General features: G+C 60.6%; 11 protein-coding genes and 1 pseudogene. 8 read left to right on the top strand and 4 right to left on the bottom strand.

All coding sequences use genetic code 11. From position 1 onward, the window contains the following. Positions 1-69 precede the first annotated feature (69 nt). Positions 70-654, bottom strand: a complete 585-nt coding sequence (locus V1280_RS23775; protein ID WP_334529614.1) for a hypothetical protein — start codon at positions 652-654, stop codon at positions 70-72. A 209-nt stretch (positions 655-863) separates the two neighbouring features. On the opposite strand from V1280_RS23775, the gene V1280_RS46865 reads away from it, so the two are divergent. Continuing rightward, entirely contained in the window at positions 864-1,967 is a 1,104-nt protein-coding gene (locus tag V1280_RS46865) for a FecR domain-containing protein (protein ID WP_442895154.1), read from the top strand. Between the two features lie 151 nt (positions 1,968-2,118). Here the strand turns inward: V1280_RS46865 and V1280_RS23770 are convergent, their stop codons facing one another. Then, complete coding sequence (locus tag V1280_RS23770; RefSeq protein ID WP_334529611.1) at positions 2,119-6,327, bottom strand: nSTAND1 domain-containing NTPase; 4,209 nt, start codon at positions 6,325-6,327, stop codon at positions 2,119-2,121. Positions 6,328-7,441: 1,114 nt separating this feature from the next. Then, positions 7,442-8,380 carry a primase-helicase family protein gene (locus tag V1280_RS23765; protein WP_334529608.1) on the bottom strand — a complete coding sequence of 313 codons (939 nt, stop codon included), beginning with the start codon at positions 8,378-8,380 and terminating at the stop codon, positions 7,442-7,444. Positions 8,381-9,478: 1,098 nt separating this feature from the next. Between V1280_RS23765 and V1280_RS23760 the strand changes: the two genes are divergently transcribed. From V1280_RS23760 to V1280_RS23750, 3 genes are all read left to right on the top strand, one after another. Beyond that, positions 9,479-9,640 carry a hypothetical protein gene (locus V1280_RS23760; protein WP_334529606.1) on the top strand — a complete coding sequence of 54 codons (162 nt, stop codon included), beginning with the start codon at positions 9,479-9,481 and terminating at the stop codon, positions 9,638-9,640. A 263-nt stretch (positions 9,641-9,903) separates the two neighbouring features. After that, positions 9,904-12,528: an AAA family ATPase gene (locus V1280_RS23755; protein ID WP_334529603.1), complete on the top strand. Its 2,625-nt coding sequence runs from the start codon at positions 9,904-9,906 to the stop codon at positions 12,526-12,528. A gap of 106 nt (positions 12,529-12,634) precedes the next feature. Then, positions 12,635-13,426, top strand: coding sequence for a hypothetical protein (locus tag V1280_RS23750; protein WP_334529600.1), 792 nt, complete (start codon positions 12,635-12,637; stop codon positions 13,424-13,426). Positions 13,427-13,707: 281 nt separating this feature from the next. On the opposite strand, the pseudogene V1280_RS23745 reads toward V1280_RS23750, so the two are convergent. Next, positions 13,708-14,232, bottom strand: a pseudogene (locus V1280_RS23745) (winged helix-turn-helix domain-containing protein); the annotation flags it as partial. A gap of 332 nt (positions 14,233-14,564) precedes the next feature. Between V1280_RS23745 and V1280_RS23740 the strand changes: the two are divergent. The 4 genes from V1280_RS23740 to V1280_RS23725 all read left to right on the top strand — a co-directional run bounded on the left by V1280_RS23740 (position 14,565) and on the right by V1280_RS23725 (position 17,199). Next, positions 14,565-15,095 carry a hypothetical protein gene (locus V1280_RS23740; RefSeq protein ID WP_334529598.1) on the top strand — a complete coding sequence of 177 codons (531 nt, stop codon included), beginning with the start codon at positions 14,565-14,567 and terminating at the stop codon, positions 15,093-15,095. A gap of 26 nt (positions 15,096-15,121) precedes the next feature. Then, the gene (locus V1280_RS23735; protein ID WP_334529595.1) at positions 15,122-15,424 is read left to right on the top strand and encodes a hypothetical protein; all 303 of its coding nucleotides are present in this window, start codon (positions 15,122-15,124) and stop codon (positions 15,422-15,424) included. 312 nt (positions 15,425-15,736) lie between these two features. Further along, positions 15,737-16,615, top strand: coding sequence for a Bug family tripartite tricarboxylate transporter substrate binding protein (locus tag V1280_RS23730; protein WP_334538396.1), 879 nt, complete (start codon positions 15,737-15,739; stop codon positions 16,613-16,615). Further along, positions 16,612-17,199: a lipocalin-like domain-containing protein gene (locus V1280_RS23725; protein WP_334529592.1), complete on the top strand. Its 588-nt coding sequence runs from the start codon at positions 16,612-16,614 to the stop codon at positions 17,197-17,199. The genes V1280_RS23730 and V1280_RS23725 overlap by 4 nt, the downstream gene beginning before the upstream one ends. Positions 17,200-17,455 lie beyond the last annotated feature (256 nt).

The raw sequence follows: 17,455 nt of genomic DNA, 5'->3' as shown, positions 1-17,455 counted from the left end.
GCCCTTGGGGTGGTCCTCGTCCGGCTTCGGTTTGGGTCGCCTTGCGGCCATCAGGCTCCGGGGTATCCTTCAAGACCAAAGCTTTCGTGTATCTAACCAGAAAACGCGCATCGTCCTGCGCGACGCCTCCTCCAAGAAGTCTTGCGTTCCACCAGGAGCATCGCCGCCTTCACCATTCCAGAGACAGATAAGGGCAACCTTTTCGTGACCATAGCGAGCAGCCGATTCCAGCATCCAAAGATTGTTGCGATGAAAGGGATTTGTCTCGGGCTGAAGGGGCCCGAGTTCATTGGGCATGACATGGAGCGTTGCCTTCGATTTCGCGGCAAAATAGCGGTCGCGCCAATTGGCGTCAGCGAAGTCAACGGAATTTGCTAAGAAAGCCTCTTCGTCGAAGGGGATGTAGAGTTCAAGCCGCATGCGTCGTGCGATGCAAGTTTCGGCGAACAAGAGATCGCCGCCGCACGCGGCGCCACAAATCGCAAGGTCGCCTTGCTCAGCATGAATTTCGGCGACCGTCTTTTCGATCGCAGCAGCAGCCACGGCCTCCCTTTTTGGCGGAAACCTTGGCGTCTTTCGATCGGGCGCATCTATCATGTGGCCGCTGAAGAGCACGACCTTGTTCGGGAACTGATCGGTTTGAGCTGAAGACATTTTGGCACCTGACCCTACGCAACGTGGCAAGCGTAGCCGAAAAACCCGGCGGGAGACCGATTGCGTGATTGGACATCGAGCCTGCACGATCGCGGTTCGCGTTTAGTTTGCACCGCAATATGCGCTATCTGTGAAGTAAGTTACACGCCGCCTGCTTCTGCGCTGCTAATGTTATTCGTGGAAGTGCACGGGACTTATAGGAGAGTGACATGCCTCGCCTCCATTACGCCGTTGCTTTACCATTCCTTCTTGCGGGGATCGTCGACTTAACCGGGGCGCAGGCGGCGAGCCTTCGGGTCGGCGATGCCGTGCAGATAGTGCACGATGTCACGGGTCGACAGTCCACCGAACAAGCGTGGGGCTCAAAAGCCGAAGGCGACGACGTCTACGAAAATGAATTTATCCGCACTGCGGTCGAGAGTCAGGCGCGCATTCTACTTGTCGACCGGACGGCTCTCTCAGTTGGACCAATCACCATGATCCGGATCGATCGTATGGTCCACAATCCTGATCAATCCATCAAGGGTATCATCGTGAGTGCTGGCGAAGGCGCCGTGCGCTGGACCAGTGGGGACTCGAATTCCTATTTGATCAAGACGCCCACCGCCGACGTGACACCGATAGGCACTGTGTTCGACCTGTTCGTCGACTGGCAGAGGACCTTTGTGATATTGCGACAGGGTCGTGCCAACGTCTGCACCAACGGCCTGCAGCCGACGTGCAGGATGCTCGTCAACGCCGGCGATGTGATGCTGGTGACTGCGAATGGGCTGCAAGGACCTGCGCGCGGGGGACCCGAACCGGCAGACTTTGCCGACCGCTGCCTGAGTGCCAGCGCTCGGAACTGCACCATAAATCTGACCTACACTCCGCCTGAGCCTACGCAGCGAGAGCCGCCGGCCTCCAAGACAAGGCGGACCGACATCCAACCGAGCCGACCGCGGGCGATCGAAGAAAAGCCGCAACGATCGCGGGTGGTTGAAGAAAGGCCGAGACGATCGCAGGTGGTGGTCGAAGACCAATCCAGGCAACCAGGCGTGGATCCGGGAGTTGTGGCCACGGCAGCGATCTCTGCTATTCTACCGCTTGCCCTCGGTTCAATCGGCCCACAACGTCCACAGCGTCCGCCCAACTACGGGTACGGGAATCCAAGCCGTTGGCGCGAGTCCTACGGTAGTATGGGACCCGGTCCCGGCATGAGGGGCGTGCCTAGGCCTATCCCGTCCACGCCTTCGCCCGTCATCCCATCCATGCCTAGGCCCGTCCAGCCCTCGCCTACGTTCCACTCCCACTGTCCAGACTCAGTCTGCTGACCGCGGGTGGTCGAAGAGAAGCTGTAACGATTTCGAACTGCGCATGCGGGAAGATGTCGCCGGGGAATACATGCCTGTGACCGGCTATGGAGTTTGGTATGAAGGGCGCGCCTAAGCCTATCTCCCTAATGAAACAAGGCTCGCCCTGGCTCTACTTGGCGGCGTGGTAGGGCCATCTTTTCTCCGCGATGCACCACGCCGGCGGCTCCAGTTCGAGGAAAGCTAGCCGTTGCTGGTCCACCGTGAGGCAACGCGGCACCAAGCTCTTTGCATGATTGACCAGCGCTTGCGTCGTCGGAAACACGGGCCAGATGCGTGCGGTGCCGTCCTCTGACGCGGTGACAAGTCGTTCACCGTCGGCACTAAATGCGGCGTCCCACATCGGGGCCGCTCCCTCCAACACAGCGAGGGGTTTGCGGGTGTCGGGGTCCCAGATGCGCACGGTGCTATCGGCGGACGCCGTTGCAATCCTTCTGCCGTCCGGGCTGTAGGAGACGCCGAAAAGCGAGCCCTGATGACCCTCAAGCATCGCTAGAAGCCTACCGGTCTTCACATCCCACAGCCGAGGGGTGTTGTCGCCACCAACGGTCACTGCCCCCTTGCCATCCGGGCTGATGGCAATCTTGTGCGTTCCAGCCTCATGATCCTGACCCATCTGCTTGCTCTGCGCGATCTCCTCGCCCTTCTCGGTTTCCCACGTACGAAACGTGTGGTCGGCACCCAACGTGACGACATGTTTGCCGTCGGCAGTGAATGCCGCGGCGTGAACTTTTCCTTGGTGACCGACCAGGCGCCCCACGATGTTGCCTGTTTTCGCGTTCCACAGACGTGCCATGTCGGCGGCCGTCGCAACCAGCGAACCATCGGGGCTGAACGCCACGCTGCGGACCGGTCCGTTGTGTTCCGGGAGGATCGCGAGTTCGCTGCCCGTTTGGGTGTCGGAAATGCGGGCCGTGCCGTCGTGAGATCCAGTGACCACGCGTTGGCCGTCCGGACTAAACATGGCGCTTGACACCCTCGCCACGTGTTTGCGGAGAACGGCTTGCGACACGCCTGTTTGAGCATCCCAGATGATAGCAGACCCGTCAGCGGCGCCCGTGAAGACCAAGTGTCCATCGTGGCTGAAGGCGACAGCCCGGAGTCCTTCACTGCGTCCCTCGAGGGCCAAGCTCAATGTGTCGGCATGCGGCTCGACATTCCACAACCGCGCTGTGTTGTCCTCCGACGCGGTCAAAACCCGCGCGCCATCGGGGCTGAATACAGCAGTCCGCACTGGTCTCGAATGTCCTCCGAGAACCCCCTTCAATTTGCCTGTCCGCGCGTCCCAAATCCGAGCGGTACCATCGTTGGACGAAGTTACGACCTTGCTGCCGTCACCGCTGAACGTCGCGAAGCGCACGGGTTCGGTGTGCCCCACAAGAGGCAAGCTCACTTTCGTTCCAACGTTCCAGATGCGGGCTGTCCCATCATCGGATCCCGTCACCACGTGGCGGCCGTCGCAACTTATTGCGACGCTCTCCACCTCTGCGTCATGCCCTGAAAAAACATCGATCGGCTCGCTCCTGTCGAGAGCCCATAAACGCACGGTCTTATCTACGGAGGCTGTCACCATCAGGTGGCGCTGGACGCCTGTGTCTGACTCGTCCATCGCGAAGGTCGCCGCGCGGATTGGACCGGTATGCCCTTCGTACACATGAATGGATGTTCCAGTCGCTGCATCCCATAGACGCGCTGTCCGATCGTCCGAGATGGTCAGGATGGTTTTGCCGTCGGGCGTAAAGATGGCGTCGCGTACCGGTCCGGTATGCTGGTCAAGATTGTAAATCTGCTTGCCGCTGTATGCCTCCCATACGCGCGCGGTGTTGTCGACGGAGGCGGTCGCCACATACCGGCCGTCGGGACTGAACGCTGCCCTCAACACATTCTTGCTATGCCCCTGAAGGACTGCGACTTCCCGGCCTGTTTCGACGTCCCACACGCGCGCGGTTGTGTCAGGGGAGGTCGTGACCACGTATCGGCTATCCGGGCTAAATTCGACAAATCGCACCGGGCCCCGGTGCCCGCGCAGCTCGAACAGCGGGGCGCCAGTCTGCGCCTCCCATACACGTCCCGTGCCGTCATCCGACACAGTTACCAGCCGCTTGCCGTCTGGCGTGAAGCTCGCGCTCCGCAGTGGACCTGCGTGGTCTTTCAATACAACCATCTCCCGAAGCGCGTGATAGGCCTTGAAAAGCACCTCTTCCGCCTCTGGCACGAAGGGTCGCTGCTTATTGCTCTGTGTGTCTGGAAGCGCTTCGAGCGCGAGAAGTATCCCTGTTGCTGCATCGCCGTCGGCGATCGCTTGATTCGCGCGATCGGCGAGGAAACGGGATTGCATGACCTGTAGCTCGCCGATTTTGGTCCGCAATTCATCGTTGGCCTTAAGGAGCGCCTGGCGGGCCTGACCACTTTGTGTCAGGGCACCATTTGCGATGAACGCCGCCGACGCGGCTCCGATCGCAAAGACAACCAACGCAGCGACGGCTGCGTAATTTACGAACGTTGTCCTTCTGTGGGCACGGTTGCTCGCGGCGACGAAGTCACGCTCGGCGCCGGATAGCCAATCCGGCCTGCGTGCGACCAGCGTTGCAAATTCCGCAAGCTCGGCGCCAGCAGCGAGATGCTCTGCCTTGCGCGATGAGGTCGTCGCCCACCGATGCGTTTTGTCCATGAGCCCGTCCAGCACGCGCATATCCGCGGCAGCCTGCTGCAACGTATTCTGCAGCCACGGCCATTGCGTGATCAATGCCTCGTGGGCAATCTCGATCGTAGTCTCGCCGGCGAGTAGGAGACGTCCGCAGTCCTCACTCGCCAGCTTCCCGGCGAGTGCGCGGAGCCGCGGGTCGAAATCGCCCTGATCGGCGAGCCGCCGCAGCGCGCCGCCCGTCTCGCCGAGACGCACCAACCGGGCGAACACGGCCGCGAGGAGCCCTCGCTCGCCTGCGTCAAGTCGGTTCGTCCGGACGTTCTCGGCCTGATGGGCCAGCGCGCCGACAACGCCGCCAACCCAAGAATATGCGACGAGGAGATCGCTGCCATCTGCCTTGTGCTTCTGCCACATGGCGTAGAGTGCCATCTGTACCAGCGCGAGATCGCCGGGGCGATCGCTGATGTCCCGCCGGATCGAGGCGATTACCGCTTCCTGTTCGCGAGCGTCCGTATGGCCGGACAGAGCGAGCGGCTTGCGGACTGCTTCGGCAATTCCCGCGTCGGTGATCCGTCGAAGGCGCAGCACGGCCTCCTGATTGTCGCGCATCAAATGCTCAAACAGATTCGCCAGCGGTCGGCACAGGTTGAAATGATCAGCCCGCAGCGTGAGCACGATCCTGAACCCGCCGCCGGTGCCGAGCTCCAAAATAAGGTCTACGAATGGTGCGCGCGCTGCTTCTTCGGTCTCGGTCAGCAGCTCTTCGAATTGATCGACGACCAGCAACGTTTCCGTCTTGCCGACCGGCAAATCGCAGCGGATTGCATAGGCGGTCTCGCTTAGGTCTTCGAGATCGACGCGCTTGCGCAGCCCGGCGCATTCATCTGCCGAGCGGCCGAGCCGCTCCGCCGCTTCCGTCACAGCCCGCTTCAAACCCTTGACCGGATCGCGACCAGGACGCATGACCACGACGTGCCACAGCCGGTCATCCGGCTCCCGGCCTGCTATGTCGGAGAGCTTGCCGCCGCGGAAGGCCGGGATGAGACCGGCTTGGACGAGAGAGGATTTGCCAGCACCGCTGTCCGCGACGACGGCAATCAGCCTGTGCGGCTTGAGCTTATCGACAAGGCACGCAATTTCCTCATTCCGGCCGAAGAACCGATCCGCATCTGCCTCCGTCATCGACTTTAGTCCGACGAACGGATTTTCGAGAGCCACGACTTTTTCGCCGGGCGGGTTGCCGAGTACGGCACGCAGTAGCTTGGCAAACTCCTCAGCGTTGTTGAGCGGGTCGCGGACCCCATGGTACTGCTGCGCAAACGGCGGCAAAGCGGCGGCTCCCGCGCATTCTCGGGAAAGAATTGGGATGAACGGATAGTTCGTAGCGCCGGTCGCGCGCGACAATGCCAGCCGAACCTCGGAATCGACCCAGTTCACGACGCCTTTTGCGCCGATATGGACTGCGAAGGCCGTTGTTCTCTTGCTGATCGCGTTTTCGATCTGAGCCTGCCAACCAATGCCGGCGCCAAGGTCGTCCTTATCCAGCCACACAGAAAGCCTGGCCGCCCGCGCGTCGGGACTATCGAGCAGGCGGCGCTTCAGTTCACGCGCAGCATCAGTGTCAGCTCCTGAATGGCTTAGGAACACACAGGGAGGGGCGATCTCTGCTACCATAACCCGGCCTCGTCACCAGATATTGGGCCTTTTTAAGGGGCAGAGGCAAGGCCATTGCAGTTTCAGTGGGCTTCGGGAACGGGCATTGGCATTGCGCGCAGACCGCCGGACCCGCCCGGGCGACGTCAGGGAGCTTTCGATTAAACCGCGAAGTGCGCCGGATTTCAGTCCCTCGACACCCGCGACCGTCCCCCGCACCTGAAAGTCAATTTATCCCCCTACACCGAGAGGACCTCAGCCGCATACCAGAGAAGGATATTCTCGCCCTACCGAGAGCACCTGAGAGGGAGCGCTAGAGCAACTTTCTTTCTAGATTCTCTCCCTCCAGCGAGAGAACTGCAAAACCCCGTGCGCGGTCACCCGCTCCGGGAGCTATTTCGAAAGGTTAGCTCTGCGACACGCTTGCATGTCATCCTGTCAACCGTGTCAACCCAAGAATAGCCCGAACTAGCTGGCGGAATTTCGGGGCGCGCTTGGGCCGTAGGGGAGGGGTCCCCAGAGGGACCCGCGCAAGCCTCACAACCTGTCTGTTTGGATCATGCGCGAGATGATCCGTCCGGCACCCGGGGCGCCGCCATGACAGACGGCCATCGATGCCAGGCTGCACGGTTTAGCGGGCAAGTTGGTGACGGGCGATGTCTCTCAGTTCATCGTCCGCGATCTCGCTAGTACTTATGCAGCAATCAAACATGACAAGTGAATTCAGGACGCGCGCTGTTTGATGGTCATCACTTCGGCGAAGTTGATTTGAGTTCTTGTCGGTTTAGCCACTAAGTACCTCATAGAGAAATGGCTCAGCCGCCGCGGTGTCCGTGCGATCTCTCGGAGACAGAGCCGATGGTTGGGTTGGAGACGGTCCTAGTTGGTCCTTGCGCGTGCTAGGTTCGCCCTATTCAAGAAGTAGCCGCGAGACAGGGCTCGGTCCTGGGTGTCCTAGGTGTCCTAGAGTTCTTCAGGGTTGAGATAAGACCCCACCCTTCATCTTGAGATCCCCGTGACGTCTCGGCGCGCGAGGAAAAGCTCAGGTATCCTAAGACACCTAGGACTAAACCTTGCGGCACAGAGACTTTTCGAATCTTCAACTCCTGGACGCACTGGGCCACCCTAGGACAGGTTAGATTGGAGCGAAATCGTCCGGCTCCTGTTGCTGCGCTCGCCCGCCCCTCTCCGGGGAAAGCGCCGGCCAATCGACGGGTTGGCCTAGCAGTTCGTCAAGTGCAGCGCGACATGTGTCGAGCGGCGGCATGGTATAACACCATACGCGTTTCATCACGCCGGGATCCACTTCAACCGTCGGGCGGTTTCTGCGCAGGTCGGGCACGAGCTGTGCGAGACGCTTTCCAAATTCTGCGGACCCGCGCTTGCGCCCAACGCCGAGTTGCGATGCGGCCTTCAAGTAGTCCGCATAGAGTTGGTCGCAGGCGATCCGTTCAGGCCAGTCGTTGCCCTCGTGAAGCCGGTTGAACCACCAATCATCAATTGTATCGAGCGATCTGATCTTCTGCTCAAGGAGTCCCTTGGTTTGAGGAAGGCGCCACAAGTCAACTTGGGTCAGGTCGAATGCCAGTAAGTCGTGAAGCAACCGCGCTCGCCCACCGCTATTCAGCTCCTCATCCATCTCGGCGAAGTAGGCGCGATTTTGTGCGCATCGAGGATTTACGTCGAGAACGACGAACCGTCGCTCATCCATGCCAGCAGGCACGACCCAGCCCTCGTTTGACGACATGACAACGCGAACGAAATTGCGCATGCGGATCGCGTTGACGCCTTTGGACTCAATCATCTGCATTTCGCTCGTGATCAAGCCCTTGAGCCGCCCCTCGGCCGCCTTGTCGCCCGCCCAAACCGCCTCGTCAGCCTGCAAGAGCAAACAACTCGCCATGTGCTCATTGAATTGCCCGGTGATGTAGCGACCATCATCCACTTGGAAGTAGTGCGACGAAAATAGCGATCCCAGCACCTCGCCAAACTTGCTTTTGCCCGTGCCGCGTCGGCCGCGAAGCACAATGGCGGTGCCGAGCCGCTCGCGCGGCCTCTGCACGATGTGCGCCATCCAACCAAAAACGTAATCAAATAGCGCTGAATCTCCATCGCAAACGTTCGTGAAAAGATGGTCGCGAAACGTCTTGTATGATCCCACCGGCGAGGGTGCGACGTCGAAGCCCCGCCAGAAATTGAGGTAACCGGTGTTCCCCTGGCGCCGTCTGGGTTCGGAAAAAACTCGACACCGTCATAGGAGCGGCGATCTGGATGCGAATGCCAAGCCTTCGCCCAGGTCACAAGTCGAATCTTGCCGTCTGAAGCGACGACCTCAGTATGTTTGTTCGCAAACCACGAGTTCATCGATTCGAAGGACATCACTCGAACGCGGTCATTAACAGGCCCGGCGGGCTGTTCGTTGACCACAACGGCTTTGCCGCCCCAGATCGCCAGCGCGTAGCTACGGTTGAGTTCCTCGACATCGAACCCCCACGAGCGCGGCGTGACTTTGGACGTATGGACGGCGTCCCTGCCGCCTTGCTCCCGCTCCCGGGAGAAGGCCGGCTCGTCATCGTCAGATTCGACGATCGCACGGATTCGTTCGTGCGGTTCCATGTCCTTAGACTCGATCCAATTGGCGATTACCTCGGCCGGCGTCGTGGCCAGCGCGTCGTTAAAGTTCTGTCCGCGACCTTCAGCGCGAACGGGCCTTGCAGCAGCCTGTGGCAGGCCGCCGTTTGCAGTCTCATTCATGTCGGATTGCACCCTCTGGCGGCGCCCTTTTTTGCGCCGCTTGGTGAGACAGGCACGTCAGAAACGATAACAACTCTGTAGAGCCGCCATCTGTCCCACCATCTACTAAGCGTTTGATTTTACTTAGAACTTAAAGTCCCCTAGGGAGCGCCAAATTTCAATGACTTAGTCACGCGCGTGTCCAGTTGGTGTCTCGTCGGCACCGCAGGATAATTGCCCCCTCGACTGCTCTTCGTGGCAATCGAATCCTTGAGAGGCTTGCTATAATCCCGGCGCGTGGATTGCCTGCGGGAAAGGTTTCGCTCGCGCACCTGCACTGCAGCCGAACGACGCGCATCCGGGCGACATTCTCCTGGTCGAGCAGGTCGACCGTCTGTCGCGTCTGACCGCGGAGGACGGGGAGCGTCTCAAGTCGGAAATGACCGCGCGCCGCGTGCGGGTCGTGGCACCGGACCTGCCGACCTCCTGGATGATGGCAACGAACTCCGGCGACGAATTCACTGGTCGCATGTTCGAAGCGATCAACGGCATGTTGCTCGACATGCTCGCGGTTGTGGCCCGCAAGGACTACGTGGATTAGCGCCGCCGGCAGGCCCGAGGTCAAACCAAGGCAAAGGCGGAAGGTCTATACAGGGGCCGCCCTGCAGACGTTTGTCGCAACGACGGGATTGCCCGCATGCTCGCCCGAGGTCAGTCTTGGGGATCGATTCAGAGTGTGACCCGGTTGCAGCCGCGCAACCATTGCGAAGATCGCCAAGCGTGAGGGCTGGACTCAATGCGAAGGCGCGCTACGGGGCCAAGGGGAGAAGAGCGCAATCCGGCGCGATGGGGAGACCAGTGCGGGTGGAAATCCAGAAGAGTGACTTATCCAACGAGGTCGGGGCGCTTGCGGATATCCTGCAATGGTCAGCCGGTCTGCCCGCTTGGCAGCGAGACGCATTACGCCGGCTATGCAGCCAGGCCACGCTTGAACCTGCTGACGTCACCGCCCTCGTTGGCGTATGCAAAGGCACCCATCAGGCGGCCCCGCTGGATGCCAGCCACATCCGAGATCCGGCGGCCGGCCACGCGGTCGTCAGCCTCGGCGCTCTTCACGGCCTGTCTAATGTCAACGCCCTCGCGCCAGGCGAGCGCCTGTCCTTTGGCAAGGCCGGCCTCACGGTCATTTATGGCGACAATGGCGCCGGCAAATCCGGCTACGCCCGCGTTCTGAAGCAACTCTGCCGGGCGCGTTCGCCGAAGGGCGACGCAATCCTTCCCAACATCTATACGGCCGGGGCCGGTACACCGACCGCCTGCGTCGATTTTTTCATCGGTGGACAGAAGCGAAGCGCGTCCTGGACCCAGGGCGGCGCGCCCGACGCAATGCTCTCCGCCGTGAGTGTATTCGACTCGCGCACCGCCAACGTCCATGTCGAAAACACCAACGATCTCGCCTACACGCCGATGCCGCTCCGCATCCTCGCGGGTCTCGCGCGGGTCTGCCAAGAGGTGAAGACCAAGCTGGCGGCGGAGATAAAGGTGCTCCAAGAGCAAACGCCCGCAGTCCTGTCGAAACCTGAATGCAAGCCGGACACGCCGGTCGGCAAGCTGATCGCCGCCTTGTCGGGCAAAACCAAGCCGGAAACCGTTGAGAAGCTCGCGGGCCTGACGGCGGAAGAAGCCGCCCGACTTCAAACGCTCAGCGCGGATCTTGGTAGCGATCCAGCTCGCACGGTTCGTCTGCTCCAGGGTCAGGAAAACCGCATCAAGGCAGTCATCGAACAGCTTGAGCGGCTGGCGGCGGCCGCCACAGAGGAACGCCAGGCGGCGCTGCGCGAAGCCAACAAACGGCTCGCAACTGCGCGCTCGGCCGCCGCAGCCGCCTCCACCGAGCTGTTCGCCGACGAGTCGTTGCCGGAGATCGGCTCGGACGTTTGGAAGATATTGTGGGAAGCCGCTCGCGATTATTCTCGCGCATCCGCATATCCCGACCGGCCGTTCCCAGTGACTGTCAGCGGAGCCCATTGCGTCCTCTGCCAGCAACTGCTCAGCGAGGAAGCCTCGAAGCGACTCAGCAGCTTCGAGGCCTTCGTGCAGGACGAGAGCAAGCGCCGCGAGCAGGAGGCCGCGGATTCCTATGACGTGAAGCTGGCAGAGGTCTCGTCGCCAGCCATCACGATGAAGGATCTCGTGGCGATCGTTGCGCTGATCCGGGACGATATCGGCCAAGAGGGCCTGGCGAGCACCCTTCGTCGCGAGATCCTGCAACTGGCTTGGCGGCTGCGCGCGATCGTGCGAACCCACAGCCTCGCGGTCCCGCCGGACCTTCCGCCCCCAGCCGCCGTCTCCTTCGATCCGTTGCGCGCGGTGCTCAGCGGCATCGCCACACGCGTCGAAGGCTTACAATCGGAGATCGACTCTCCGCGGCGCGCGGCACTCATTGCGGAGCGCGACGGCCTCGCCGACCGCAAGTGGCTCGGCGTGGTGAAAGCCGATGTGCTCGCCCAGATCGACCGCCTCAAGGCCATCGAAGCGATCAAAAGAGCCAGCAAAGACACGGCCACGAACAAGATCACGACCCAGAGCGCCCGTATCGCCCAAGCGCTGGTCACCAACCGCCTGCGCGGACGGTTCGCGATCGAAGTGGACAAGCTCGGCGTCGCGGGTCTCGCCATCGAACTTCACCAGGCCAAGACCACCGCCGGCGTGCCGTTCTTTGAGGTCCGCCTCATCAACCAACCGGACGAGTCGGTCGGCAAGGTTTTGAGCGAAGGCGAGCATCGCTGCGTCGCGCTCGCCGCCTTCCTCGCCGAATTATCGACCATCGATGCGCAGTCGGCGATTGTCTTTGATGATCCAGTATCCTCGCTCGACCATTTGCATCGTGACAAAGTCGCCGCCCGATTGGCCGACGCCGGACAGTCCCGTCAGGTGATCGTCTTCACCCACGACATGGCATTCCTGTTATTGCTCGACGAAGCCTGCCGCGCGACCAAGGACCGAGCGGCAACGCCCGTGTCCTACCGGCTGATCAGCCGCGGCGCCGACCATGCCGGCTTTTGCCATCAGGATCCGCCCGCCAACGTCATGCCTCTCGAGAGAGTGATCGGGGGAATGAAAGCGCATCTCGGCAACGTGAAAATCCATCACGAGCGCGGAGATCAGGCGAAATGGCTGCGGGAAGTAACATCATTCCAAGACCAGCTGCGAACAGCTTGGGAGCGTGCGGTGGAAGAGGTCATCGGGCCGGTTATTCGTCGCCTATCACGCAAGGTCGACACGACGGGCCTGATCAAGCTCACGATCATCACTGAGGCAGATTGTGCCACGATGCGCGAAGCCTTCGGCCGTTGTTCTGCACTGCTCCACAGTCAGCCGGGTGAGATCAATCCGCGAGTGCCCGCACCGTCAGTGATCGAGACCGAGATAGATGCGCTGACGACGTGGATTAGCGACATCTCCGGCCGCCAAGCCGCTGCCGCATGATGCCGCATCGACCTCAAAAGCGAAGCGGACATCGCCTCGGCCAACATGATGCCGTTCATCCGGCGTCACGCTCGGCGCAGGTGATGTGGGATGAGGACCATGTTCAATGAGCGCGTTTCCGGGGAACTTCGACCTGCTCGCCGGCGGCGAGGAAAAGATCAGGCAATTGAGCAAGGCCGCGATCGAGGCCTCCGCGGACCTGTCGCTGCACGCCCGCATGATCGAGCGGGCGATGAACATGCTGGATTACGTCGCAAAGCCCCGTGCCCACGCTGACGAGGACGAATTGGTCCTTCAGATACTGGCGGTTAGGCTCTTCAATAGCGGGGCGTCGTCCATAAAGCTATTGATGGGCGGCTACTACCAGTCGACCGTAATGGTCATGCGCGACATCCTTGAGACGACGTTCCTGCTCGATTACTTCAACAGCAACCGCGACCAGATCGCAGTATGGCGGGCCTGCGACGAGAAGAAGCGCAATCGCGAGTTTGGCGCCATGAAGATACGGGTCGCCCTAGATGACCGGGATGGCTTCACAGAGCGCAAGCGCGAAGCCGCTTATAACTTGCTCTGCCAGTTGGGGACGCACCCGACATACACTGGCTTCCAGATGTTGCAGGCGAAGGGGTCCGACAAGGTGATTGTCGGTCCGTTCTTTGAGCCGGCCTCCCTCGATGCGGTGCTGTCGGAACTTGCCAAGACCATCATGCAGGCCGGATCACAGACCCGACACGTGAAGAAGCTGACCTTGGATGACTACCGGCTTTCACTCGACTATCTGACGACGCAGGGCGACTGGTCTGATCATTTCTTCGGTTCAAAAATCGACAGGGCGAGAATCGCGGAGATCCAGAATATCATCGAGGAAATCGAGCGCCGCGGCGGGCTCGGTAAATGACGTGAAGGCAGTCGACGGAGGATCATCCAATGCCATGGTTCGGACGCCAGCCTGCGCCAATTGGCGCACCCGCGGCGGCGGTTGGCACCATTGGCAACATGTTCGATTCTGTTGCCCTCCTCGCGGCGTTGGATGTGGCCACGCCTGATTATCTCGGCCGCGTCGACCGCAGCGAGCTGATCTATCCGGCCTGCACCCGGTCACTGACCGATAAGGCTGGCGACGTTCGCTCGATCTGGGAACACACGCGGATCGAAGCCATGCGCTACGTCATGATGGTGCCTACCCCTGTACGAGACGGCGCTGTTCCGTGCGATTACAAATGAACCACTGGTGCGCGACAAGTCCGTGGTCAGACTCTCGGTTACACCATCCACGAAATAGTCCTGCTTGCGATCACCGCTCAGGTTCGCGAAGGGTAGCACGACGATGGACAGGCGCGGCGGCGTGTCGCCGGTTCGCTCGACTGGGCCCACCGTCTCATTTGCGGGCCTCCGGGCTTCCTGCACTGCACCTACGAAGCGGAAGCCCTTGCGCGGGAGCGTCTTGATCAGATGCTGTTTCTCACCCGTGTCACCGATTGCGCTCCGGGCGGCATTGATGCGCGTCGTCAGCGCGGCATCCGAGGCGATGCGACCATTCCAAACGCCAGCGACGAGCTCGTCCTTGCTGACGACACGTTCCCTGCTGCGGATCAAATAGTTCAGAAGGTCGAATACCTGCGGCGTGACAGAGATCGTCTCGGCTCCCTGCCGCAGCTCCCGCCGGTCCGTATCCAGCGTGAAGTCCGAAAAGGAGTAAAGCAAATACGCCCTCCTACGGTACGATGGCACCCCAGCAGAGCTGCGATGTAAGCAAACGGTAAGAAGAATGGAAGCCGGTTGTAAAGCGCTTCCCATGACCTCGGTGCATCCTCGTCCGCGGCTGAACAGTATGAACGGCTTGCCGATCTCGGGTCACGAGGGAGGATATCATGAGGCGGATGGCTGCACAGACGTGGGCTGCCACTGCAGCAAGGCTCTTGATCTGGGTCGTATGCGTTCTCGCCTCTGCGAACCGCGCTCACGCTCAATGCTCGGCGCGCGATGTGTTGCAGAGGCAGTTAGTGCTCAGGGGGGCACCCGTTGTCCCGACACGCATGAGTCCAGTAACGTCCGTTTCGGATGTTGCCGAATGGAAAACGATCAGCATCGGGACGTTCCCGGATACGTTTGCTCTCCTCACCGCGCTGAGTGCGATTCGTTGCGGCGTCGGTAACTTGGCTGCTGAGGCTCTTGCCCGACCTGCGTTTACGCTCAGCGGCACCAGAACGGCTGTAACACTGCTGACAGTGACTGCGGCCGACCTGGGCTTCAAGGGTGAGACGGTGCGGTTGCGGCAAATCTACGAACTCGCGCGGCAACTGGGCTTCGGGCTTGCGCCGCCCGAAATCGCTCCGCAGCCCAGACTCCAATATCTGGACCAGCCTGTAGGCGAGTTTCTCGTCATCGGGATGAACCCGATCCGGACATGGGCTGGTGAAGAGGTCATCCTGACCGTGGCAAATGGGGGAGCGGGCCTCATTCTCATCGGCCAGGATGGTCGCGCCGATGCGGAAATACCGGTGACCTCCCGCTTCGTGTTCCTGCGCTCCTTGCCCTCGACGCCGGCGACGCTGAGTCGCAACTGACTGTCCGAGATGGCCGAGGTGACGAAATGCTGGTGATCAGAGCGATGAAGCACATCGCGGTTCCAATCTGTCTGCTGCTGCTGTCGTCGACCGCGGCACTTGCGCGAGATGACGGGCGCTATGCGAATTCCCCGCTGAAGCCCTGGTTCGAGGGTCTGCAAAGCGAATTCGGGAAGTCCTGTGAGGATTCCGACGCCTACGTGCTCTCCGAACCGGATTGGAAGTCCGATCACGGGCAATATCGCGTTCGCATCGACGACGAATGGGTGCTCGTGCCAGATGGCGCTCTCATCAAGCAACCCAATCTTGCCGGACGGACGATGGTCTGAAAGCACTACATCGATGGACACCCTCGTGTCCGCTGTTTCATCCCGGGCACCATGAGCTGATACGTCGACCATCGTCTCGACGGTCGCTTTGACCCATCCCTGGCATCTGGAATATCTGAACGGGCTCAGTCACCCCTTGGGATGATTGCAACTCACGATAGTTGGCCTATTCTTGCCACTTTAGCCGCCGCTGAGGGGAGCAATGATGTTGCCATCTCGTCGCGAAGTTCTGTTTGGCGCCAGCAGTTTGGGTACGCTCACGCTCATGTCTTCGGGCGTGAGAGCCGACATCTATCCAGACCGATCCGCTTGGTGGTGCCGTTCGCCGCCGGAGGTTCAAACGACGTCATCGCGAGACCTTGGGCGGACAGAATAGGGGCCTCGTTTGGACCCGTCGTCATAGAGAACATTGCCGGCGCGGGAGGAGCTGTTGGCTGTGCCTCGGTTGCTCATGCGCCTGCCGATGGCTACACGCTTTTGCTCGGCAATGCCGGAAACCAGGTCGTCATACCGCTCGCCTCGACGCGCCCGAGCTACGACAGTGCGAGAGATTTTCGGGCGATCTATCGGCTCGTCTCCAATGGCCTCGCCTTCGCGGTCCACCCTTCGCTTCCTGTCAAGGACCTGGGACAGCTCGTCGCTTATGGCAAGGCTAACCCGGGCAAACTCTCATATGGCTCGGCCGGGGTCGGCACGACCAATCAGCTTGCGGGCGAGATGTTCAAATCACAGGCTGGACTTCCCGACATCGTTCACGTGCCTTACCGAGGTGCAGCGCCAGCCACCAACGACTTGCTCGGCGGTCAGCTGCCCATGATCGTTGCGGTCATGACCCGCCAACTGCTTCAACTTCATGAAAGCGGCAAGCTCAGGATACTGGCGGTGACCAACGAACGGCGCATGACCGGCGCACCCAACATACCGACTGCCATCGAGAGCGGAATGCCTGATCTCAAATTCGATGGGTGGTTCAGTTTGTTTGCGCCAAAGGCGACACCCGAGCCGATCATCGGCCAACTGGCGCAAGCAACGCGCAAAATCATGTCAGACGCGTCGTTGCTCGAAAATTATCGAGCTGAAGTGATGGAGCCCGATAGTGACTCCAGCCCGGAGAAGGCTCAGCAAATGGTACAGCAGGCAGTCGAGCGGCTTTCGCCACTGATAAAGTCGATGCAGTTGAAACTCGAATGAGCCATGATGTCGATGTCTCCTTCTGGCCCGTAGCCGCATCTTTCGAGATTGCCAATCGCAGGAATTGTCTCATGAACAGGCGTCGTGCACTTGGGATTTGTGCGACCGGGCTGATTTCGATTCTAATTTTTCCGCACAATGGCGTAGCGCAGGCAAGCTCACTCAAGGACCAGCTGGTGGGTACATGGATTTACGTTTCCAGCGCCGGCACACGTGAAGATGGCAGTGCGGTAGAGCGGCCAAAGCTGCAAGGCGCCGTCACTTACACCACTGACGGCCGCTTCCATTTCATCACGGTACGCTCCGATGCGCCGAAATACGCATCAGGGGATTCCGCGCGTCCCTCCCCGGAGGAGGCCATGGCTATTGCGTCGGGTGTCGTTGCCTACACTGGAACATACACAGTGGACGAAGGCACCAGGACGATCCACGTCAACATAGAGACGAGTTCGTATCCCAACCTGGTCGGAGCGCCAAATCAGCGCCGGATCGTGACGTCAATCACCGACGACGAATTGAAGTTTACGAATCCACGCACGCCCGCCGGCATGACGCTGGAGCTGGTATTCAAGCGGGCGAAATAGGAACTTTCGCGCGTCGCTAACGCGGGACGCAGACCTGCTTGTGACCGGTGACCGGATTGTAGCGGCTCTTGCCGTAGCCGGGGGCCGAGCAAGTTTCGCTGCCGGTGCCTTGGCAAAATGTCCGGTCTCGAGGGTATTGCAGATGGCTCTGCATTCGACCGATGATTGCTGCTTCGGACCCGTTTCGGACATGAGCATGGCCTGACATCGGCCCACAATCGTGCTATAAAGAAGTTCAATTTCCCCGAGCATGGGG

It is taken from the genome of Bradyrhizobium sp. AZCC 2230 (assembly GCF_036924495.1).
Classification (GTDB): Bacteria; Pseudomonadota; Alphaproteobacteria; order Rhizobiales; family Xanthobacteraceae; genus Bradyrhizobium; species Bradyrhizobium rifense.
This window is presented reverse-complemented; position numbering and strand designations above follow the sequence as displayed.